Genomic DNA, 22,536 nt, shown 5'->3' on the forward strand with positions numbered 1-22,536 from the left:
TGAGCTTGTTCAGCATGGTGGATGCGGCCAAGTACAGCACCTATTTCGAGGATCTCAAGCCGCATCTGGACAAGATGCCGAACGTCAAGAAGTTCCTCAAGGCCCAGCCGGGCGCCGCGAAGTACGTCACCGACGGCACGAAGATCGCCATGCTGCCTTCCGACCGCGGCAAGGGTTACGAGGTTTCCGGCACTCACATGTTCATCAACAAGACCTGGCTGGACAAGCTGGGACTCCAGATGCCGACCACTTGGGACGAGCTCGAGAACGTGCTCGATGCATTCAAGACCCAGGATCCGAACGGCAACGGCAAGGCTGATGAGGTGCCGATGAATATCCGCAGCCTCGGCTTCGGCCTGTGGAGCCCTCTGGCGCTGATGAACTCCGAAGGCGTGGTCACCTCCTTCATGGGCGGCGGCGCTTCCGAACAGGGCTATTATGTGGACAACGGCAAGGTTAAGAGCTATTACACCTCCGACGCGCTCAAGGACGTCGTCTCCTACCTGCACGGACTCATGGCCAAGGGCCTTATCCCGAAGGATGTGCTCACCCGCGACGCCTCGCAATACACTTCGCAGACCGTCAGTGACGGCAAGACCGCGCTGACCGGCGTCTCCTTCGGTTGGTCCAACTACGCCGAATACGGCAACGCGCTTGGCGACCAGTACGTCACCCTGCCGCCGCTGAAGAAGGACGCCTCCACGCCCGACTCCCAGGTCAAGTGGGATTATTCCCAGGACGCCTGCCGCTGGGCCTACTCCGGTTCCGGCCTGACCGTCAACCCGAACGCAGCCAACCAGGACGCCATCTACAAGGTGATCGACGCCATGTACGGCGAGAAGCTTTCCGTGGCTGGATTCTTCGGCTCTATTCCGGATATCGTTTCCGATGACGGCGACCACCAGTACACCATCGACAAGGCTAAAGCTTACGCCGAATATCCTGATACCCGCGCCGTCGCCCTGCAGGACCGCTTCGGTGGCTGGATTCGCGACGACGTGAAGATGGTCAACGACACCAACGCCGACCAGGTCACTGCGTCCGACTTGGCCATTCGTGAGGCGCGCAACCGCGTCGACGGCGTCAAGGATGTCGTACCGATTTACGTGCGCCCGAATACCGAGGACTCCAACACCCTGCAAAACAACAACACCGCCATCTCCAACTACGCGAACAACCAGATCGCGAAGTGGGTCCAGAAGGGCGGCATCGACAAGGAATGGGATGCCTACGTGAAGAAGGTGTCCGAACCGACCCTCGGCCTCGACGCCAACATCAAGATTTGGCAGAAGTGGTACGACAAGTACACCAAGTAGCCAAGTAATACCGCGGGGTCCATCGCACGGGTTCGTTTCTCTCCCGTGACTGCCGCCGGACCCCGCATTTTTGTTCCCTAGCAATCATCCTAAATTGGAGACCAACATGAGTGCACAAACATCGCAAGGCGTTGCTGCACGGACCGTGGCGATGGAAGCGGCTCCCGACCGCAAGAAACCAGGTCTGCTCGATCGCATCGCCGACCACTTCCGCCGCTACTGGCAGCTGTGGATCCTCACCGCTCCCGCCCTGTTCTTCGTCGGCCTGTTCGCCTACGTGCCGATGTGGGGCATCCAGCTTGCCTTCCGTGAATTCGACCCGACCAAGGGTCTGACCGGCGGCAAGTTCGTAGGATTCAAATATTTCAACGAGTTCTTCCATAACCCGCTATTCGGCGAGATCATGACCAACACCATTCGCATCTCCCTGTGGACGCTGGTCATGGGCTTCATCTTCCCAATCATCCTGGCCCTGCTGATCAACCAGATCGGCTCCAAGAAAATCAAGGGCTTCGTACAGACCGTCACCTACATGCCCCACTTCATCTCCGTGGTGGTCATCGTCTCGATGCTCAACATCTTCCTGTCCCCGGGCTCCGGCATCCTGGGCCGCTTCTTCGGCGACGAATCGCTGATGGGCTCCACCAGCGCCATCACCGCCGTCTACTGGATCTCCGAAGTCTGGCAGCACGTCGGCTGGAACTCCATCATCTACCTGGCCGCGCTCGCCGGTGTGGACACCTCGCTGTACGAGGCCGCGAAGATCGATGGCGCCGGCCGTCTGCAACTGATTCGTTACGTCGACCTGCCGGCGATCATGCCGACCTGCGCAATCCTGCTCATCATGAACATGGGTTCCGTGCTCAACGTGGGCTTCGACAAGATCTACCTGATGCAGAATTCGCTGAATATGCCGGCCACCGAGGTCATCGCGACCTACACCTACAAGATCGGTATTATTAACGGCCAGTATTCGTATTCGACCGCCATCGGCCTGTTCAATACCTTGGTCAACTTCGTCTTCCTGATCACCGCGAACGCGATCGCCAAGCGCGTTTCCGATACGAGTATTTTCTAGGAGGCAGCCATCATGTCTGCAACAACAACCGGGGCCGTTGCCCAAAGCAAGAACGATATTCCCTGGAACAAGCATGTACGTCAGAAGAAAACGCCAGGTGATCTGGCCGTCGACTTCGTCATCGTGCTGCTTCTGGTGTTCACCGTGGTCGCAGTGCTCTACCCCCTGTGGTTCGTGGTCATCGCATCGTTCTCCGACCCGAATGCCGTGGCCGGCGGCGAAGTGACCCTGCTGCCCAAAGGCGTGACCTTCGTCGGGTATGCGAAGGTGTTCGCCAACCATCGCATCTGGCAGGGCTATCTCAACACGATCATCTACTCGGTGGTCGGCACCGCGGTCAACATGGCCGTGACCATCCCCTGCGCCTTCGCATTGTCCCGCCGCGAATTCAAGCCGCGCCGCGTCATCATGTTCCTGTTCACCGTCACCATGTTCATCAGCGGCGGCCTGATCCCGAACTACTTGCTGTACAAGGCCCTCGGCATCAACAACACCATGTGGGTGTTCATCCTGCCAGGCGCGGTCTCCGTGTACAACGTAATCGTGGCACGCTCCTTCTTCGAAACCTCCATTCCGGAGGAGCTGCATGACGCGGCGCAGATCGACGGCCTGAGCTACTTCGGCTACTTCTTCAAGATCGTGCTGCCGTTGAGCTCCGCCATCCTCGCCGTCATCGGCCTGTACTACTTCGTCGGCCACTGGAACGACTTCATGACAGGCTTGATCTACATCACCGACGATTCGAAGCAGCCGTTGCAGGTGGTCTTGCAGCAGTTGCTGCTGGTGGCGCAAGGTACCGGTACGAACGTCAACGCCGCGGCCCAACAGCAGGCGGCCGACCAGATCAAGTTCGGCATCATCATCGTCTCCACCCTGCCTCTGCTGGTGCTGTACCCGTTCCTGCAGAAGTACTTCAACAAGGGCGTCATGCTCGGCGCCGTCAAGGGCTGATTGAAAGGGATTCGCCATGCTCGCTCGTTTTTCCGTGGCCTATGAACGGTTCTGCCGTCTGCTGCTCACGATCTTCGTGGTGAACATCGCCATGCTCGTGCACACACTGCTGGGTGCCGTGGTGCTGGGATTCTTCCCATCCTGCGCCGCCGCGCAAACCACGTTTCGCACGTGGCTGCGTGCCGAGGATCGGTCGATGCGTGCCAAGGAAGTATGGGGCATCTTCCACGGCGCATGGAAAAACGAGCTCAAGCAGGCGAATCTCTTCGGCTGGCCGTTGGCCATATGCTGGGTGGTGCTCGCCATCGACTACTACATGATGAACTGGCATGCACGCGGAACGTTCGACGTGGCGGTTTCCGGCGTACTGTTCGTGCTGGCACTGGTATTGCTGGCCTTCACCATGCTGGTCTGGGTGGTGCGCGCGAACTATGACGAACGTCCGCTGTGGATCGTCCGCACAACGCTGACCATGATCGTGGCCCGTCCGCTGTGCACCCTGCTGCAGATCGGACTCGCACTGCTGGCGATCCTTGCCTGGGCGCAATGGCCGGGTCTGCTCATGGTGTTCGGCATGTCGCTGCCGATGTTCTGCACTGCGTGGATCGTGTACTCGTTCGGCCGGATTCCGGGAATGGACATCCATGACCGGGAGCAGCCGGGCATCCGATACGCGAAAAGCTGAACGGCAGAGTGTCGCCAAAGAAAGGCGGGCATACAATGGAATCCGCTTCACAAAGCCGCCAAGCAGACAAGGCAAAACCATTGATATCGATCAAAGACATCGCAAAAGAGGCCGGCGTCTCCATTTGCACCGTGTCGTTGGTCCTGAACAACAAGGACCGCAATCGCGTCAGCAAGGCGGTGGCGCAACGAGTGCGCGAAACGGCCCAATCAATGGGATACAAGCCGAACTCCGTGGCGCGTACATTGCGCACCAGCAGGTCGTATGTCCTCGGCTTTATTACCGATGAGATCGCCACCACGCCATATGCCGGGCGCGTACTGGTGGGAGCGCAGGAGGCAGCGCGCAAACTCGGCTATATTCTGCTCACCGTCAACACGGGAAACGATCGGGAACTGGAGAACCAGGAGATCGCGGCCCTGCGGCAGTACCGCGTGGACGGTTTCCTGTATGCCATGATGTACCACCGTGTTGTGGAGATCCCCGCCGAACTCGAAGGCAGCCCCACGGTCGTCGTCGACAGCGAAGACGAGAATCGCAAGATTCCCTCGATCTACCCCGACGACGAAATGGCAGGGTACGATGCCACCAATCGGCTGATTCAGGCCGGCTGCAAACGCATCGTTTACTACGGTTCCTCAATCACCATTATCGCCCAGGGGGAGCGGTTCGCCGGGTATCGCCGAGCGCTCGCGGACGCGGGCATCCCCTTCGACGAGCAGTTGGTCGTCAACGTGGAAGAGGCCACAAACGCCGCTTCGGAAGCCGGTCGCGTGTTCGACGAGATCAAGCCGGACGGCATCTTCTGCTTCAACGATGTGCGCGCGACCTTCATCTACGAGGCGGCCAGAGAGCGGTCGGTCGGCATCGGCACAGACGTTTCCGTGATCAGCATCGACAACCAGCCGCTCATTACGGACGTGCTCAAACCCGCGTTGACCACCTTGGAGCTTCCTCACTACGAAATGGGCTTCGAAGCGGTGCATCAGCTGGTCGCCATGATCGACGATGAAGCCGCCACGGAAAGCCTTGCACGCAGTGAGGATTCGGTCAGGCGTTCGGAGAACGGCCCGATGACACCGTTGCGTTGCCGCATCATCGAACGCGATTCGATCGTTTCCTGACGGCACTGCGTCTTTGAGTATTTCCATCCATTTTCCATATTCATTTCACACGTGTAGAGGGGTCTACTATGTCGAATACCTATTCCATCTCCATCGAAACCGGCGGCTACCGGCAGCTCGATCTGTTCACCGAACGCTGTGGCGAGGGGAACGCCGTCGTTACCGTTGCGGACGGCAACGGCGTCGCAATCGCGGCGCACACCATGCCCATCGCCGAACGCAGGCATCATTTCTCCATTGCGGTGCCGCAGAAATCCACCGTCACCGTGGCGGCAAGCGGCCTGGTTGTACGCTTCGGCTACCTTTCCGAATGCGATGACCTGCTTGACAACGGCGTTCGCTACGTGAACATGAATCCAAGCGACACCGATTGGCCTGCACAGCCCACGCTGGAACAGATCTACAACCGTTTCGGGCGTTCGGGCGCGCATTTCGAACCGTTCGCACGTTGGATGAACGATCCGAACGGCCTGTGCCAGTTCCAAGGGCGCTACCACCTGTTCTTCCAGCTCAACCCGTATGGTTTCGGCTGGGACAATATGCATTGGGGGCACGCGGTAAGCCGTGATCTGGTGCATTGGACTCATCTGCCAGTCTTCCTGGAACCGCAGCCCGAACTGCACACCGACGAGCGTATCGTCGGCGGCGCGTTCTCCGGTTCGGCCGTGACCGTGGACGAGCATGACAATCCGGTCGCCGGCAACGAGGCAAACGCCATCCGCCTGTACCTGACCCGTCATCTGGAAACCCGCGGCGACGAATCCTCCGTCACCGAATACCAGACCACCTGCCTGTGCGAGGACGGCGTGCATGTTCGCGTGGAATCGCCGGTGGCGCTGCGTGCGAATGACGATTTTGGCTATGACTTCCGTGATCCGAAGGTTGAATGCGGCATGGGCGGCGAGGCTCTCGACCCGGATCGTGCCTATATGGTAACCGCCACCAATCTGCCGGTATCGGAATTTAGCGCAGACGCCGCCGATAGTGCGGTTCCCGGCATCAGCACCCAGAACACCGGCGGCTGGTTCACTTATTCTCCTCAGGGCAAGCCGGGGGTCGACCAGCCGAACAACGCCACCGTTCCCGCCATGACATTGTTCTCCGCGAAGAAACCGCTCAAGCGCAATGTGACATGGCGCTATGAAGGGCCGGTGCTCGCCGATTTCGGTCATCAGATCGCACGCACCTACGAATGCCCTGACCTGTTCCAGGTCGACGGCGTGACCGTTGCTGTGGGCGCGCTGATGCATTACCGCGACAAGCAGGGACGTTTCCAGCAGGTGCGCTGGTATGCCGGCGACTTGGTGAATACCGATAATGGTCCGAAACTGGATGTCAAGGCCAGCGACTGGTGCGATTTCGGCACCGGATATTACGCCACGCAAAGCTTCGCCGACGATAACGGCCGTCGCATCGTATTCGGCTGGTTCACCGATTTTCCGGAGATGCGTGTCGAACAGCCGTGCCTGGCCAACGGCATGATGTCGCTGCCGCGCGAATTGCATGTGCGTGACGGCAGGCTGTACAGCAAGCCGGTGAGCGAAGTGTACCGCGAGCTGCTCGGCGAGCGTCTTGCCGTGCACGGCGATGGCGGGGATATGGTCGTTACGGCTCCCGGCAACGCATACTATGCGAACGTGCATCTGGCGGATGATGCCGATGCCATCATGGTGCTGGCGAAGGGCGTCAACCCGCAGGACGGCAGGCCGACCGAACTGCTGCTGCAGCGCACTGATGGCGTGACCCGCCTGGTGGCCAAGGGCACTGCGGTGGAGGATGTCGACTTCGACAGCGGCATCACCGATGTTCGCCAGGTGGAGGTGTTCTTCGACCGCAATGTTGTCGAAGTGTTCCTCAATGGCGGTCAGACGGCAGGAAGCATGCTGTTCCAAGGCGCTGATGGCGACGGTGAGCTTCGCATCGCGTCGTCCGGCAAGATCGATGCGGTTGATGCGCGTGCATTGAACGGTATTTGGCGCTAAGACGTAGAGCCGTATCCGGCGGCCCCGTTCCTGCGTGTTCCTTGTGACACGGCGGGTGCGGGGCCGCTGCCGTATGTGCAGGGGTATGTACGCGATATGGGCACGATATGTGCGCTGCGTTGTAATTTGCCGGCGGATGTTGCATGTCATGCTGTGTTGCGACACGGCGCGGGTGAATCCGTGGGCGGTGACGACCTAGGTAAACGTTTGACTACTGACATGCGCGTGTGGCGTCTCACCATGTAATGCGAAAAGCGGGAGAGAGGGGTGTTTTGGCACGTGCCTTTCCTATACTTGAGGGCACGTCCGGCAATTCGCCGAGACGGTAACTGGATATTCGCACCTAGCATTTAGGGAGTTCCATGAACAAGGCAATCATCACCGTCGTCGGCCAGGATACTGTCGGCATCATCGCACGCGTCTGCACATACCTTTCCGAACATCAGGTCAACGTGCTTGACATTTCCCAGACCATCATCGACGGTTTCTTCAACATGATGATGATTGTGGATTATTCCAACGCGGACGAGGAATTCGGCACAGTCGTCGACGATCTCGACAAGCTCGGCGAGGAGATCGGCGTGCGCATCCGCTGCCAGCGCGAGGAGATCTTCACCAAGATGCACCGCGTCTGATCCGCGGCACACGTAAGCCATGCAAGCAACCGAAGCCACGAATCGTACCAATCGTAAGGAAAAACCATGCTGAATATCATGGAGGTCCACGAGACCAACAAGATGATCGAGCAGGAGAAGCTCGACGTGCGCACCATCACCATGGGCATCAGCCTACTGGATTGCGCAGCCGACAGCGTCGACGAGGTCTGCGAGAACATCTACAACAAGATCACCACGTACGCCAAGGACCTCGTGTCCACCGGCCAGGCCATCGAACGCGATTTCGGCATCCCGATCGTCAACAAGCGCATCACTGTCACCCCGATTTCCCTGGTCGGCGCAAGCTCCTGCAAGAGCTCCGAGGATTTTGTCAAGATCGCACACGCACTCGACCGCGCGGCCAAGAAGGTCGGCGTCGACCTGATTGGCGGCTACTCCGCGCTCGTGTCCAAGTCCATGACCCCGGCTGAGGAAATGCTCATCCGCTCCCTGCCGCAGGCCCTGTCCGAAACCGACATCGTTTGCTCCTCCGTGAACGTGGGCTCCACCAAAACCGGCATCGACATGAACTCCGTCGAACTGCTCGGCCACATCGTCAAGGACATCGCGCACGCCACCGCAGACAATGATTCCTACGGTTGCGTGAAGTTCGTGGCGTTCTGCAACGCCCCGGACGACAACCCGTTCATGGCAGGCGGCTTCCACGGCGTGACCGAAGGCGACGCGGTCATCAACGTCGGCGTTTCCGGCCCCGGCGTGGTTTCCCGCGCGCTGGACGAAGCCAAGGGCAAAGACTTCGAATTCCTGTGCGAAACCATCAAGCGCACCGCGTTCAAGATCACGCGCGTCGGCCAGCTGGTGGCCCAGGAGGCCTCCCGCCGACTCGGAGTGCCATTCGGCATCATCGACCTCTCGCTCGCCCCGACCCCCGCCGTGGGCGACTCCGTCGGCGAAGTGCTGGAGAAGATCGGCCTCGAACAGGTGGGCGCCCCAGGCACCACCGCCGCGCTCGCCATACTCAACGACCAGGTGAAGAAGGGCGGCATCATGGCGTCCTCCTATGTGGGCGGCCTGTCCGGCGCGTTCATTCCGGTCTCCGAAGACAAGAACATGATCGACGCGGCCAACAACGGCTGCCTGAAGATCGAAAAGCTTGAGGCCATGACCTGCGTATGCTCCGTCGGCCTTGACATGATCGCCATCCCCGGCGACACCACCGCGGCCACCATTTCCGGCATCATCGCCGACGAGGCGGCCATCGGCATGGTCAACCAGAAGACCACCGCCGTGCGTGTAATCCCGGTGGAAGGCAAGGGCGTGGGCGAGATGGCCAACTTCGGCGGCCTCATGGGCTACGCGCCGATCATTCCGGTGAACCAGACCAGCTGCGAGGCCTTCGTGACCCGTGGCGGCCGCATTCCGGCGCCGATCCACTCCTTCAAGAACTGACGTTCTTACGAAAGAACCCGACCTTCCTGCACGGAGGGCCGGGCTCTTTTGCGTTTGTAAAACTGTTTTTACTTACCGCCGGCAAAGTTCAACTGTCGCCAGGCTTCGTAGATGGCGATGGAGGCGCAGTTGGTGAGATTCAGGCTACGCAGCGAAGGACGCATCGGCAGACGCACCTGCTCGGCCACATGCGGGCCGGCCATGATGTCCATCGGATCGGGGATATTGCCCGGCTCCGGACCGAACAGCAGGATGTCGGTCGGCTTGTATTCGATGTCGGTGTACAGCTTGGTGGCGTGCGCGGTGAAGGCGATGATGCGCGAATCCGGCATCGATTCCACCAGATCCTCGAAATTCGGGTGCAGCACCACATGCGCCATGTCATGGTAGTCGAGCCCCGCACGGCGCAGCTTGGTATCCCGCAGATTGAAACCCAAAGGTTCCACCAGGTGCAGAATCGTTCCCGTCACGGCGCACAGGCGGATCGCGGAACCCGTGTTGCCCGGAATACGCGGGGAGTAGTAGCACAGGTGCGGGGTGGAGGTCTCCGCCTTCGCCGCGTCCTTCGCGCTCAGCATCGCGTCCACCACGGAAATCGGATTGCCGTGCGCGTCGGTCACCAGTTCGTCCGGGCCGTAATTGGACTTGCGGTACCCGTATTCGAACATCTTCTCGACCTTGGCTTCGGCCGCCTGCGTCTCGGCGTCGCGCGTTGCGCCCTGCGCGTTATCGGTATGTTCTTCGTTCGTCATAAATGCTAAGAATAGGAACGATGAACGACACGAACACCACATACGACACCGCCGTACGTGACGCCGACTTTGACGACTTTGCCGATTCCGCCACCGCCGTCACCTCCGATGCTTCCGATGCTGACGAAATCGCAACGACGCTCGCGCAATGGTGGCAGACCAACGCGCGCGACCTGCCATGGCGATTCGGCCGCACCACACCGTGGGGCGTGCTCGTTTCCGAAGTGATGAGCCAGCAGACGCAGATGGGCCGCGTCGTGCCGTATTGGACCGCATGGATGGACCGATGGCCGGACGCAGCCGCGCTCGCCGACGCCCCGAAATCCGACGTGATCACCGCATGGGGGCGGCTTGGCTATCCGCGGCGCGCCCTGCGATTGCAGGAATGCGCGCACGTCATCGCATACGATTACGCCGACGAGCTGCCGCATACGTACGACGAATTGCTTGCTCTGCCCGGCATCGGTGATTACACGGCAAGCGCGGTGCTGTCGTTCGCTTTCGGCGAACGTATCGCGGTGGTCGACACGAACATCCGCCGTGTGCTGTCACGTGCGTTCGTCGGCGTCGAATCGCTCGGCGGCAGCGCAAGTCCCGCGGAACGCGCGCTGGCGAAACGGCTGCTGCCGGACGATGATTCCGCGAAATGCCGTCGTTTCGATCGCCCGTCCGTCGTGTGGAACCAGGCCGTCATGGAACTCGGCGCGACGGTGTGCACTGCGAAATCGCCATTATGCGAAGCCTGTCCGATCGCCGGAAAATGCGCGTTCCTACGCAACGGAAGACCGGGATTGGGGCAGCGGCGTACGCGACCACGCCAACGATTCCAAGGTACGGACCGGCAGGTGCGCGGGCTGGTGCTGAACGCGCTGCGCGGCCTGCCGGATGGCGAGACGGTGCTTGATCGCAAGAGCGTCGAACGGCTGTGGAAAGACCACGTGCAGCTGGACAAATGCATCGCGTCGCTTGACGAGGACGGTCTGATCGAAATCCTGCCCGGAGGAGGGGTGCGGCTGCCGGTGTAACGTACACGGCATGCGTGGTGCGTGCGGCCGCGGTGCCGCACGGAGGATGACACGCTAGACTGGGAGCCATGGCTTACAAGACCTCCCCGCGGACCGGTAAGAAACGTACGAAACAACAGCAGGCGATGTATCGCCGCCGCCGCATCGTTTTCGGTATCGCGACGGTGCTGGTGCTGAGCTTCATCGTATTCTGCCTGTATTCGCTGACGCAGGGCGTCGTCGCTGTCAACCGCGAAATCCACCATGCCGATGTTTACGCGATCTCCCGCAAGGAGGTGCCGTCGCCGACCCAACAGCAGAAAAGCAGCGTTCCCGATTGCGACGCATCCAACGTCGCGCTGTCGCTTACTCCGGCCGCATCGAGCTTCGGTGTGGGCGGCACGATGGACTTCACCGCTTCCGTGAAATACAACGGTTCCGGCAAGGCTGGCTGTCTGATCGACGTGTCCCAGGCGGGCATGGTGCTGACGATCAAGTCGGGCAAGGACGTGGTCTGGAAATCGAACGTATGCCCCGTGGACACGGATTACCGGCTGATAGCCAAGGGCGACGAGGTCAAGCAGACGATCACTTGGCCGGGCGTGCGTTCCGGCAGCGAATGCGCCGACGCGGCGGACCTGCCGAACGTGGACCGTGGCGTGTATTCGGCCCAACTGTCGGTCAAAGGACATGCGAAAACCAAGTCGGAACCGGTCGGCATCACAGTGGAATAAAATCTACAGGTTATGTTATTCTAATGACTTTGCGTAGATGCGTGTCATATAGCGGGCACGCTGACAAGGAAGAGGCGCCCGCGTATTAGGCATATGGTGGCCAATGAGAGCGCTTCCGGGGAAACATATCGATACGATTAGCGAGCGATAAGGAACGTCCATTGGCTGAGGCTACGACGAACACCACCACCATCATCGCACGCGCCGACCAGCATGATATTGATCTGCACAAAGCGTCGGACCGTGTGAACTTCGGCTCCATCCGCGAGCCCATTGATGTACCCTACCTGTTGGGTGTACAGACTGACAGCTTCGACTGGCTCATCGGCAACGAGCGCTGGCAGAAGCGTGTCGAGGAGGATCTGGAGAACGGCACCAACACCGTGCCCCACACCTCCGGTCTTGATGAGGTCTTCCAGGAGATCTCCCCGATCGAGAACTTCGCTCAGACCATGAGCCTGACCTTCTCCGATCCGTACTTCGAGGAGCCACGCCACACCGTGCAGGAGTGCAAGGAGAAGGATTACACCTACTCCGCACCGCTGTACGTGAACGCCGAATTCGAAAACGGCGACACCGGCGAAATCAAGTCCCAGACCGTGTTCATGGGCGATTTCCCGCTGCAGACCCCGCACGGCACCTTCATCATCGGCGGCACCGAGCGAGTGATCGTGTCCCAGCTCGTGCGTTCCCCGGGCGTGTACTTCGACCGCTCCCAGGACCGTACCTCCGATAAGGAAGTCTTCGGCGCGAAGATCATCCCGAGCCGTGGCGCATGGCTCGAGTTCGAGATCGACAAGCGCGACGTCCTCGGCGTGCGCGTGGACCGTAAGCGCAAGCAGTCCGCCATCGTGTTCCTCATGGCCATCGGCATGACCAAGGATGAGATCGCCGACGCCTTCAAGGACTACCCGCTGGTCATGGACGCTCTCGCCAAGGAGACCGTGCAGACCCAGGACGAGGCCCTGACCGACCTGTACCGCAAGATCCGTCCGGCCGACACCCCGACCCCGGAAGCCGGCAAGAACCTGCTGGACTCCTTCTACTTCAACACCAAGCGTTACGATCTGGCCCGCGTCGGCCGTTACAAGATCAACCGCAAGCTTGGTCTGGAAAAGGACGTCAACGACCGCAGCCTGTCCCGCGAGGACATCATCGCCACCATCAAGTACCTGGTCACCCTGCATGCGGGCGATACCAAGTTCCCGGGCAAGCGCGACGGCAAGGACGTTGACCTGCGCGTGGACGTCGACGATATCGACCACTTCGGCAACCGTCGTATCCGCCAGGTCGGCGAGCTGATCCAGAACCAGCTGCGCACCGGCCTGAGCCGTATGGAGCGTGTGGTCCGCGAGCGTATGACCACCCAGGATCCGGAGGCCATCACCCCGCAGTCCCTGATCAACATCCGTCCGGTGAACGCCACCATCAAGGAGTTCTTCGGCACTTCCCAGCTGTCCCAGTTCATGGACCAGAACAACCCGCTGGCTGGCGTGACCAACAAGCGTCGTCTGTCCGCTCTGGGCCCCGGTGGCCTGTCCCGCGACCGCGCCTCCATGGAAGTGCGCGACGTGCACCCGTCCCACTTCGGCCGTATGTGCCCGATCGAATCTCCTGAAGGCCCGAACATCGGTCTGATCGGCTCTCTGGCAACCTTCGGACGCATCAACCCGTTCGGTTTCATCGAGACCCCGTACCGTAAGGTCGTCAACGGCCACGTCACCGACGAAGTCGAGTACATGACCGCAGACCGCGATGCCGAGCACGTCATCGCCCAGGCCAACCAGGAGCTCGACGAGAACGGCAACTTCGTCAAGAAGCAGGCCCTTGCCCGAGTCGGCGAAGAGGAAGCGGTCGATGTGCCGGTCAGCTCCGTCGATTACATGGACGTCTCCCCGCGTCAGATGGTTTCCGTCGGCGCCTCCCTGATTCCGTTCCTGGAGCACGATGAGGGACACCGAGCGCTGATGGGCACCAACATGCAGCGTCAGGCCGTGCCGCTGATCGAATCCGAGCGTCCGCTCGTGGGCACCGGCGCCGAATGGCGCGCCGCCGTCGATTCCGGCGACGTCATCCTGGCCGAGAAGCCGGGCGTGGTGACCTACGTGTCCGCCGACATCATCCGTACCATGAACGACGATGGCACCACCAGCTCCTACAAGCTGGCCAAGTTCCAGCGCTCCAACCAGACCACCTGCTACAACCAGGTCCCGCTCATCCACGACGGCGAACGCGTGGAAGCCGGCACCGTGCTGGCCGATGGTCCGGCAACCCAGAAGGGCGAGATGGCACTGGGCAAGAACCTGCTCATCGCCTTCATGCCGTGGAACGGCTACAACTACGAGGATGCTGTGATCATCTCCCAGCGCCTCGTGCAGGACGACACCCTGAGCTCCATCCACATCGAGGAGTACGAGATCGACGCCCGCGAAACCAAGCTGGGTGCCGAAGAGATCACCCGCGACCTGCCGAACGTCGGCGAGGACGCGGTGGCCAACCTCGACGAGCGTGGCATCATCCGCATCGGCGCCGAAGTCGAAGCCGGCGACATTCTGGTCGGCAAGGTCACCCCGAAGGGCGAGACCGAGCTGACTCCGGAAGAGCGTCTGCTGCGCGCCATCTTCGGTGAGAAGAGCCGCGAAGTGCGTGACACCTCGCTGCGCGTGCCTCACGGCGAGACCGGCACCGTCATCGCGGTCAAGGAAATCACCCGCGAAGACGCCGAGGAAGACGGCGACGAACTGCCGAACGGCGTGAACCAGATGATTCGCGTCTACATCGCACAGCACCGTAAGATCACCCAGGGCGACAAGCTCTCCGGCCGTCACGGCAACAAGGGCGTCATCTCCCGCATCCTGCCGGAAGAGGACATGCCGTTCCTCGCCGACGGTACTCCGGTGGACATCATGCTGAACCCGCTGGGCGTGCCTTCTCGAATGAACCTTGGCCAGGTGCTGGAACTGCACCTCGGCTGGATCGCGCACGCCGGCTGGGACATCTCCCTGGATCCGGATGCCGAGGCCGCTTGGAAGAAGTACGTGCCGCAGGGCGCCGAAAAGGGCGCTCCGGGCACCCCGGTCGCAACCCCGGTGTTCGACGGCGTCCGTCCGGAGACCATCAAGGGCCTGCTCAGCTGCACCCTTCCGGACCGCGACGGCAACAAGCTCGTTGGCCCTGACGGCAAGGCGACCCTGTTCGACGGCCGTACCGGCGAACCGTTCCCGAAGCCGATCTCCGTGGGCTACATGTACATGCTGAAGCTGCACCACCTGGTCGACGACAAGATCCACGCCCGCTCCACCGGCCCGTACTCCATGATCACCCAGCAGCCGCTGGGCGGCAAGGCTCAGTTCGGTGGCCAGCGCTTCGGCGAGATGGAAGTGTGGGCCCTCGAGGCCTACGGTGCCGCCTACACGCTGCACGAAATGATGACCACCAAGTCCGATGACGTCGACGGCCGCGTGCGCGTCTACGGCGCCATCGTGAAGGGCGAGAACCTGCCGCCGGCAGGCATCCCGGAGTCCTTCAAGGTGCTGCTTAAGGAAATGCAGTCCCTGTCCCTGAATGTCGAAGTGCTCAACGCCGACGGCGTGGCTATCGACATGAAGGAAGAGGACGACGATCCGTCCACATCCTCCGATGATCTGGGCTTCAACATTGGTGCGCGTCCTGACGCTGCCGCCAAGGAAGATCAGGTTGCCGAGGAACCCGAATTCCAGTGATCGAAAGGACCGGCCGCGCTGCATGACACAGCGTGCGCCGCGGTCGGTCCCTGAACAACGTGATAAGCATTAAGAATCGATAGACAGGACAATAGAGTGCTGGACGTCAACGAATTTGACAAACTGAGGATCGGACTGGCTACCGCCGACGACATCCGCAACTGGAGCTACGGCGAGGTCAAGAAGCCGGAAACCATCAACTACCGTACCCTGAAGCCGGAGAAAGACGGCCTGTTCGGCGAGCAGATCTTCGGACCTACCCGCGACTGGGAATGCGCCTGCGGCAAGTACAAGCGCGTGCGCTTCAAGGGCATCGTCTGCGAACGCTGCGGCGTGGAAGTCACCAAGAGCCGTGTGCGTCGTGAGCGCATGGGCCACATCGAGCTCGCCGCTCCGGTGACCCACATCTGGTTCTTCAAGGGTGTGCCGTCCCGACTGGGCTACCTGCTGGACATCGCGCCGAAGGACCTCGAGAAGGTCATCTACTTCGCGGCCTACATGGTCACCAAGGTGGACGAAGAGCAGCGTCATCAGGACCTGCCGGACCTGCAGCAGGAGTTCGACAACGAGATCGCCAACCTCGAGAAGCGCCGCAACGCCGAAATCGAGGAGCGCGCCAAGAAGGTCGAAGCCGATTTGGCCGAGCTCGAAGCCGAAGGCGAAGCCAAGGGCTCCGCACGCGCCAAGCTGCGTAACAGCGCCGAGCGTGAAATGGCCGCCATCCGTACCCGCTACGACGAGCAGATCCAGCGTCTGAGCGCCGTGTTCGACCGCTTCAAGACCCTGAAGCCGGGAGACATGGAAGGCGACGTCGACCTGTGGCGTGAGATGGAAGACCGCTACGGCGATTACTTCGAAGGCTGCATGGGCGCCGAAGCCATCAAGAAGCGTCTGCAGGACTTCGACCTTGACGCCGCTTCCAAGCAGCTGCGCGAGGAGATCGACACCGGCACCGGTCAGCGCAAGGCCCGTGCCCTGAAGCGCCTCAAGGTCGTCAACGCCTTCCTGACCACCGGCAACAAGCCGGAGGCCATGGTGCTCGACGTGATCCCGGTCATCCCGCCGGACCTGCGCCCGATGGTGCAGCTCGACGGTGGCCGCTTCGCCACCTCCGACCTCAACGACCTCTACCGTCGTGTGATCAACCGTAACAACCGTCTGAAGCGTCTCATCGAGCTCGGCGCCCCGGAGATCATGCTCAACAACGAGAAGCGCATGCTTCAGGAAGCCGTCGACTCCCTGTTCGACAACGGCCGTCGTGGCCGTCCGGTCACCGGCGCTTCGAACCGTCCGCTCAAGTCCCTGAGCGACATGCTCAAGGGCAAGCAGGGCCGTTTCCGTCAGAACCTGCTCGGTAAGCGTGTGGATTACTCTGGCCGTTCCGTGATCGTGGTCGGCCCGTCCCTGCGCATGCACCAGTGCGGTCTGCCGAAGCCGATGGCCCTCGAGCTGTTCAAGCCGTTCGTCATCAAGCGCCTCGTGGACCAGGGCTTCGCGCAGAACATGAAGAGCGCCAAGCGCCTCGTGGACCGCGCCGACTCCGAAGTGTGGGGCGTGCTCGAAGAGGTCATCTCCGAGCATCCGGTGCTCCTGAACCGTGCACCTACGCTGCACCGTCTGGGCATCCAGGCATTCGAGCCGATCCTGGTGGAAGGCAAGGCCATCCACCTGCCGCCGCTTGCCTGCGCCGCATTCAACGCCGACTTCGATGGCGATCAGATGGCAGTCCACCTGCCGCTGTCCGCCGAAGCCCAGGCTGAGGCCCGTTCCCTGATGATGGCTTCCGACAACATCCTGAAGCCGGCAGACGGCCACACCGTGACCATGCCGAGCCAGGACATGATCCTCGGTCTGTACTACCTGACCACCGTCATCGACGGCGCCAAGGGCCAGGGCCGCGTGTTCTCCTCGCTGGAAGAGGCCGAAATGGCGCTCGACAAGCACGAGATCGACATGCAGGCCAAGGTGCTCATCCGCCTTCCGCAGGACTTCGTGCTGCCGAAGGACTGGGAGCCGGGCGAGGTCAAGGTCGTCGATCCGGAACCGGGCAGCCCGGACGTGGTCAAGGAGGAGCGTTTCCATGACGGCTCCGTCCTGTTCGCCACCTCCTACGGCCGTATCCTGTTCAACGGCACCTTGCCGGTCGACTACCCGTTCGTCAACGAGCAGGCGCCGAAGAAGCGTCTGAGCAAGATCGTCGACGACATCGCGACCCGTTACTCCACCGCTCAGGTGGCCGCGACGCTGGACGCCCTGAAGGATCTGGGCTTCACCCGCGCACCGTGGTCCGGCGTGTCCTTCGCGTTCTCCGACGTTATCCAGCCGCCGGAACTGGACGAGTACATCGAAAAGTACGAAGACGAAGCCGACAAGGTCAACGAGAACTACGAAATCGGTATGCTCACCGAAGAGGAGCGCCGTCAGGAACTCATCGACCTGTGGACCAAGTGCACCAGCGAGGTCTCCGAGGCGGTCGAGGAACACTTCGACTCCAAGAACAACCTGGCCATCATCGTGCAGTCCGGTGCACGAGGAAACATGATGCAGATCAACCAGATCGCAGGTATGCGAGGCTTGGTGGCAAACCCGAAGGGCGAGATCATTCCTCGACCGGTCAAGTCCAACTACCGTAAGGGTCTGTCCGTGCTGGAATACTTCATCTCCCAGCACGGCGCGCGTAAGGGTCTGGCCGATACCGCACTGCGTACCGCAGAGTCTGGCTACCTGACCCGTCGTCTGGTGGACGTCTCCCAGGACGTGATCGTGCGCGAGGAGGACTGCGGCACCAAGCGCGGCCTGACCATGAAGGTCGGCGAACGCGATGCCGAAGGCAACCTGCACCTGGTCAAGGCCGCCGACGGTGGCCCGTACTCCCGTCTGCTCGCGGCCGACGTCATCGACCCGGCCGACGGCGAGACCGTGCTGTACAAGGCCGGCGACGCCCTGTCCATGGACGTGCTCAACGATCTCGTTGCCCACGGCGTGGAAGAGGTCAAGGCCCGTTCCGTGCTGACCTGCGAATCCAAGCGTGGCGTGTGCGCCAAGTGCTACGGCTGGTCCCTGGCCACCAACAAGCTGGTGGATGTCGGCGAGGCCGTCGGCATCGTGGCAGCACAGTCCATCGGTGAGCCTGGTACCCAGCTGACGCTGCGTTCCTTCCACTCCGGCGGCGTCGCTTCCGCTTCCGATATCACCCAGGGTCTTCCGCGTGTCACCGAGCTTTTCGAAGCCCGTACCCCGAAGGGCGAGGCTCCGATCGCGGAGTTCGCCGGCGTGGTCAAGGTGGAAGACACCGAGCGCGGCCGTCAGGTCACCCTGAAGCCGGACGACGACTCCGTCGAGCCGATCGTCTACCCGGTGACCCGTCGTGCGCCGATGCTGGTCAAGGACGGCGACCATGTCGAAGCCGGCACCCAGCTCATCGAAGGCTCCGTCGACCCGAAGAAGATCCTGCGCATCCTCGGCCCGCGCGCCGCACAGGTGAACATCGTGGAGGAAGTGCACACCGTGTACCGCTCCCAGGGCGTGGATATCCACGACAAGCACATCGAGGTCATCGTGCACCAGATGCTGCGTCGCATCACCGTGATCGACTCCGGCGACACCGACCTGCTGCCGGGCGAACTCGTGGACAAGGCACGCTTCAAGGCCGCCAACATGGAAGCCGTGAAGAACGGTGGCAAGCCGGCCGCCGGCCGTCCGGAGCTGATGGGCATCACCAAGGCTTCGCTGGCCACCGATTCCTGGCTGTCCGCGGCCTCCTTCCAGGAGACCACCCGCGTACTCACCGAAGCCGCCCTGAACCAAAAGGTCGATGACCTCAAGGGCCTCAAGGAGAACGTCATCATCGGTAAGCTCATCCCGGCAGGTACCGGCCTCGCCCGTTACCGCAATGCCACGGTGGAGCCCGACAAGGCCATCCGCGACACCATCTACCCGAACTTCGGTTTGGGCGGCGAAGGCACCGACAGCTCCTTCGGCGACACCGACCTGTCCGATGTGGACTTCTCCAACATCGACTTCGGCGACCTGAAGCTGGGCGATGACTTCAACCCGGATGACTTCCTGGACGACAACGGCGGCCAGACCGATCTGGGCGACACCCTGTGAGATTCCCCTCACGATAGTCGACAGACGAATCATCTGACATAGCGAAAGGCGGAACCGACCGGTATTGGTCGGTTCCGCCTTTCGCTATATCTATATGTCGTGGGATTGCGAGGTTGTGGATTAATCGCGGGGGAGGGTTTCGCAGTCGTCTTTTGACGTTACTTGATCTTCTCCGAAAGCGTGGTTTCCAGATCCTTCAACGAACCGCTGAGATCGGCCTCCTTCGCGGCCTTTTGCAAATCGGACTGATCCAGGGTCGGCGAATCGATGTCGGACATCTTCGCATGAAGATCCTGAAGCTTTTCGTAATCGGCGGACCCATACTCGATATCGTTGAGATTCAGATCGGCCATCTGATCCACAATGTCCTTCTTCTTGCTGACGCTTTCCTGCATATCCGCGCCATACTCGGCATAGGACTTGATGGGAACCTTGGCCAGATCGCCGGCGTCGGCGGCACAGCTTTCGAGCGCCTTGGAAAGATCGCGATAGTACGAAGACATGTCGGCGGAGTCGAATTTCGGCAGCTTCGTGCAGGTATGCGTCATCTTCATGAGCGCGGGCATGGTCTGGGCCAGATCGTTCATGTACCTCTCGTATTTCGCACGGTCCTGCTCGAACGTCTCGTACTTCTCCTTGACGTCCTTGTCTTTCTTCACGGCCTTCATGGCAGCCAGCTTGTCGCTGTCCTGCTTGAAGGTCTTCAACTTCTTCTTGCCCTCGTCATAAGCGGAGGATGAATCGTTGTCCGTTGCGCTCGCCGCCGAGCTGAATTCCTCATTGATGGCTGTATAGCTGCTTTCCAACGCCTGCGTTTGGACCAGCGCTTCCTCGTAATCGGAACGGCTGACGCGATTCGTAAGGAAGAACACCGCTGCCAGCGCGATGACGACGACTGCGGCCACCGCGCCGATGATAATGGCGACCGGCGGCTTATTTTTGGCCGCGGCGCCGGCTTGCTGGGAAGGAAAGTTGCCGGGCTTTGGCGGTTGCGGCTGACCGTATTGTTGCGATTGGGCATATTGTGGCATCGCAGGCTGTGGAACCGCCGGTTGAGACGCGGTGGGCTGGGGCATGGCGGGCTGACCGTACGGCATCGGCCGCGGCTGACCATACTGCGGCATCGGCGGCTGAGGCTGTCCATAAGGTTGCGGTTGTCCGTATTGCTGCGGCTGGCCGTACGGCATGGGTTGCGGCTGTCCGTATTGAGGCCCGCCCGGCTGTGGCTGACTGTAGTTTGGCGCCTGCGGCTGCGGAGGCTGGTTATACTGCGGTTGCCCATTCTGCGGTTGACCATACGGAGGAGTGTTCGCCATGTGAAAAGTCCTTCTTATCCTTTTTCCTTTTTTTTGAATGTCGAATCCGTGAACACGGAGGGAAACATCGACGTGTCCGTCTCTTTTGACGAGTTACAGCATAATATTTTGAGACGGAATATGCGAGCATCGTATTGCAGAATGAGTATCGTCAGACGGCATGGACGTCACCTTCCTACAATGGGAATATGAGTTTTCTACCTTACCCGCCGCCGCCCGAACCAGGGTGGTATGACGATGACGTCACGGTGATGGCGCAACCCACAGCCGAACCCGTCGACAATGCCGCCGATTCCTTGGAAACACGCGAACGGCTCGCCGCACAGAACGAGTCGGGCGACCACGATATGCAGGATGTTTCCGTTGCGAAGGGCGACGCTGCCGTTTCGGACGAGGACGATATCGACTGGGACGGCACCGTGCTTTCCGAAGCCTTCACCATGAAGCAGCCGAAGCACACGTACGTGCTGGACAACGAGCAGACCGGACAGCAGGTGATCGTGGATATGGGCGTGCTCCTTGGCCGCAAGCCTTCGGCCGAAGTGCCCGCCGGCGCCAAATCGGTCAAGCTGGAGGATCCGACGCGCACAATCTCACGCAACCATGCGGCGATCAGCTTCGACCAGGATGGCACGCTGTGGATAGAGGATTACGGTTCGCTCAACGGCACGTACATCATCCAAGACGATGTCGAAACCAAAGTGGAACACAAGCCGATGCAGCTGGAGGCGCCATGCACGGTGCGTATCGGCGACCAGTTCTTCCAATTCCGCAAACAGTGAGGGCGTTTGTCAGTGAAGACACGATTACGCTGACGGACTGCGTTGACGATTTGTGTTGACAGCGTCGGCGCGGACGGTTAGCGGTAAGACGATAAGGGGTTGTCACGGAGATTCCCGCGACAACCCCTTATGTTTCAAATGGTCTGATAATCGGCGTTAGCTCACTGCTGGCGCAGACGAATGGCCGCGTTGATGGCCGAATCGTTCAACTGGCCAAGCCAGGCAAGCAATTCCGGATAGATGTACGGATTGCGCGCAAGACACGGACGAAGCTCCGGCGCTTCGCTGGCGATACGGGCCATCAGCATCTGATCGGTGGTGGTCATGGCCAGTTCCGCGGTGAACCCCGCGTCTGCCGGCGATTCCTGGGCCGCGGCATACTGCTGTTCGGCATACTGCTGTTCCGGTTCGTTCTGCGGCTGGCTCGATGAATAATCGGCCACTTCGGACAAATCGGCGGGATTCATGTATGGGTCGACATACTCGGTCGAAGCCTCGTTAGACGCCGCATAGGCAGCGTCCTGACCGTATTGCTGGTTCACCGGCTGTTCCGGCTGATACTGCTGCTTCTGCTGGAACTGTTCCGCCACTGCCGGCTGATACTGCTGTTCCGGCTGGACCTGTTCGGCAATCGGTTCGGCCATTGGCTGGGCCGTCGGTTCGGCAATCGGCTGCGGCTGCACGCCATTTTGCGGAACCGGCCAGCCCATCGCCACCAGCTGCTGGCGGGCGCGCTCATCGCCGAATTCGGCGACCCAACGCTTCAGACCCGGGTACGCTCGCGGATTGGCAACGACATTCGCACCGAATTCCGGATTCTCGTACGCGATTTTCGCCAGGAACACGGGATCGGCGTTCGGATCCTGCACGGCCGCCACCGCGGCATCGAAATCGACCATCATGATCTCCTTGTC

The 22,536-nt window shown here is 60.9% G+C and carries 16 protein-coding genes; 13 read left to right on the forward strand and 3 right to left on the reverse strand.

Features of this window, described 5'->3' with window-relative positions:
- From Q5H31_RS03430 to Q5H31_RS03465, 8 genes are all read left to right on the forward strand, one after another.
- On the forward strand, positions 1-1,316 hold a 1,316-nt coding region (locus Q5H31_RS03430), incomplete at its 5' end, for an extracellular solute-binding protein (protein WP_302457503.1).
- Positions 1,317-1,422: 106 nt separating this feature from the next.
- Positions 1,423-2,394 (forward strand): sugar ABC transporter permease, encoded by a 972-nt coding sequence (locus tag Q5H31_RS03435; protein ID WP_033500025.1) that lies wholly within the window; start codon positions 1,423-1,425, stop codon positions 2,392-2,394.
- 12 nt (positions 2,395-2,406) lie between these two features.
- Positions 2,407-3,345 carry a carbohydrate ABC transporter permease gene (locus tag Q5H31_RS03440; protein ID WP_033500024.1) on the forward strand — a complete coding sequence of 313 codons (939 nt, stop codon included), beginning with the start codon at positions 2,407-2,409 and terminating at the stop codon, positions 3,343-3,345.
- Between the two features lie 16 nt (positions 3,346-3,361).
- Positions 3,362-4,030, forward strand: a complete 669-nt coding sequence (locus tag Q5H31_RS03445) for a YesL family protein (protein WP_033500023.1) — start codon at positions 3,362-3,364, stop codon at positions 4,028-4,030.
- A gap of 35 nt (positions 4,031-4,065) precedes the next feature.
- On the forward strand, positions 4,066-5,154 hold the full coding sequence (locus Q5H31_RS03450; RefSeq protein ID WP_302457504.1) for a LacI family DNA-binding transcriptional regulator: 1,089 nt from the start codon (positions 4,066-4,068) through the stop codon (positions 5,152-5,154).
- A gap of 68 nt (positions 5,155-5,222) precedes the next feature.
- Positions 5,223-7,136 carry a glycoside hydrolase family 32 protein gene (locus Q5H31_RS03455; protein WP_033500021.1) on the forward strand — a complete coding sequence of 638 codons (1,914 nt, stop codon included), beginning with the start codon at positions 5,223-5,225 and terminating at the stop codon, positions 7,134-7,136.
- A gap of 362 nt (positions 7,137-7,498) precedes the next feature.
- The gene (locus Q5H31_RS03460; RefSeq protein ID WP_117320182.1) at positions 7,499-7,771 is read left to right on the forward strand and encodes an ACT domain-containing protein; all 273 of its coding nucleotides are present in this window, start codon (positions 7,499-7,501) and stop codon (positions 7,769-7,771) included.
- 66 nt (positions 7,772-7,837) lie between these two features.
- Positions 7,838-9,202, forward strand: a complete 1,365-nt coding sequence (locus Q5H31_RS03465) for a PFL family protein (protein ID WP_302457505.1) — start codon at positions 7,838-7,840, stop codon at positions 9,200-9,202.
- Between the two features lie 68 nt (positions 9,203-9,270).
- On the opposite strand, the gene Q5H31_RS03470 is transcribed toward Q5H31_RS03465, so the two are convergent.
- The gene (locus Q5H31_RS03470; protein ID WP_169740288.1) at positions 9,271-9,870 is read right to left on the reverse strand and encodes a tRNA (cytidine(34)-2'-O)-methyltransferase; all 600 of its coding nucleotides are present in this window, start codon (positions 9,868-9,870) and stop codon (positions 9,271-9,273) included.
- 104 nt (positions 9,871-9,974) lie between these two features.
- Here Q5H31_RS03470 and Q5H31_RS03475 point away from each other — a divergent pair, with 104 nt between their 5' ends.
- From Q5H31_RS03475 to Q5H31_RS03490, 4 genes are all read left to right on the forward strand, one after another.
- Positions 9,975-10,979 (forward strand): A/G-specific adenine glycosylase, encoded by a 1,005-nt coding sequence (locus Q5H31_RS03475; protein ID WP_223895647.1) that lies wholly within the window; start codon positions 9,975-9,977, stop codon positions 10,977-10,979.
- Positions 10,980-11,047: 68 nt separating this feature from the next.
- Positions 11,048-11,692, forward strand: coding sequence for a hypothetical protein (locus Q5H31_RS03480; protein WP_011743638.1), 645 nt, complete (start codon positions 11,048-11,050; stop codon positions 11,690-11,692).
- 161 nt (positions 11,693-11,853) lie between these two features.
- Positions 11,854-15,414 (forward strand): DNA-directed RNA polymerase subunit beta, encoded by a 3,561-nt coding sequence (rpoB, locus tag Q5H31_RS03485; protein ID WP_302457506.1) that lies wholly within the window; start codon positions 11,854-11,856, stop codon positions 15,412-15,414.
- Positions 15,415-15,510: 96 nt separating this feature from the next.
- Positions 15,511-19,524 carry a DNA-directed RNA polymerase subunit beta' gene (locus Q5H31_RS03490; RefSeq protein ID WP_302457507.1) on the forward strand — a complete coding sequence of 1,338 codons (4,014 nt, stop codon included), beginning with the start codon at positions 15,511-15,513 and terminating at the stop codon, positions 19,522-19,524.
- Between the two features lie 158 nt (positions 19,525-19,682).
- On the opposite strand, the gene Q5H31_RS03495 is transcribed toward Q5H31_RS03490, so the two are convergent.
- Complete coding sequence (locus tag Q5H31_RS03495; RefSeq protein WP_302457508.1) at positions 19,683-20,840, reverse strand: hypothetical protein; 1,158 nt, start codon at positions 20,838-20,840, stop codon at positions 19,683-19,685.
- Between the two features lie 188 nt (positions 20,841-21,028).
- Here Q5H31_RS03495 and Q5H31_RS03500 point away from each other — a divergent pair, with 188 nt between their 5' ends.
- Positions 21,029-21,622, forward strand: a complete 594-nt coding sequence (locus tag Q5H31_RS03500) for an FHA domain-containing protein (protein ID WP_070122712.1) — start codon at positions 21,029-21,031, stop codon at positions 21,620-21,622.
- Positions 21,623-21,783: 161 nt separating this feature from the next.
- Here the strand turns inward: Q5H31_RS03500 and Q5H31_RS03505 are convergent, their stop codons facing one another.
- Positions 21,784-22,524: a hypothetical protein gene (locus Q5H31_RS03505; protein WP_195248195.1), complete on the reverse strand. Its 741-nt coding sequence runs from the start codon at positions 22,522-22,524 to the stop codon at positions 21,784-21,786.
- Positions 22,525-22,536: the final 12 nt, after the last annotated feature.

Source organism: uncultured Bifidobacterium sp. (genome assembly GCF_959020155.1).
In the GTDB taxonomy this organism is placed as follows: Bacteria; Actinomycetota; Actinomycetes; order Actinomycetales; family Bifidobacteriaceae; genus Bifidobacterium.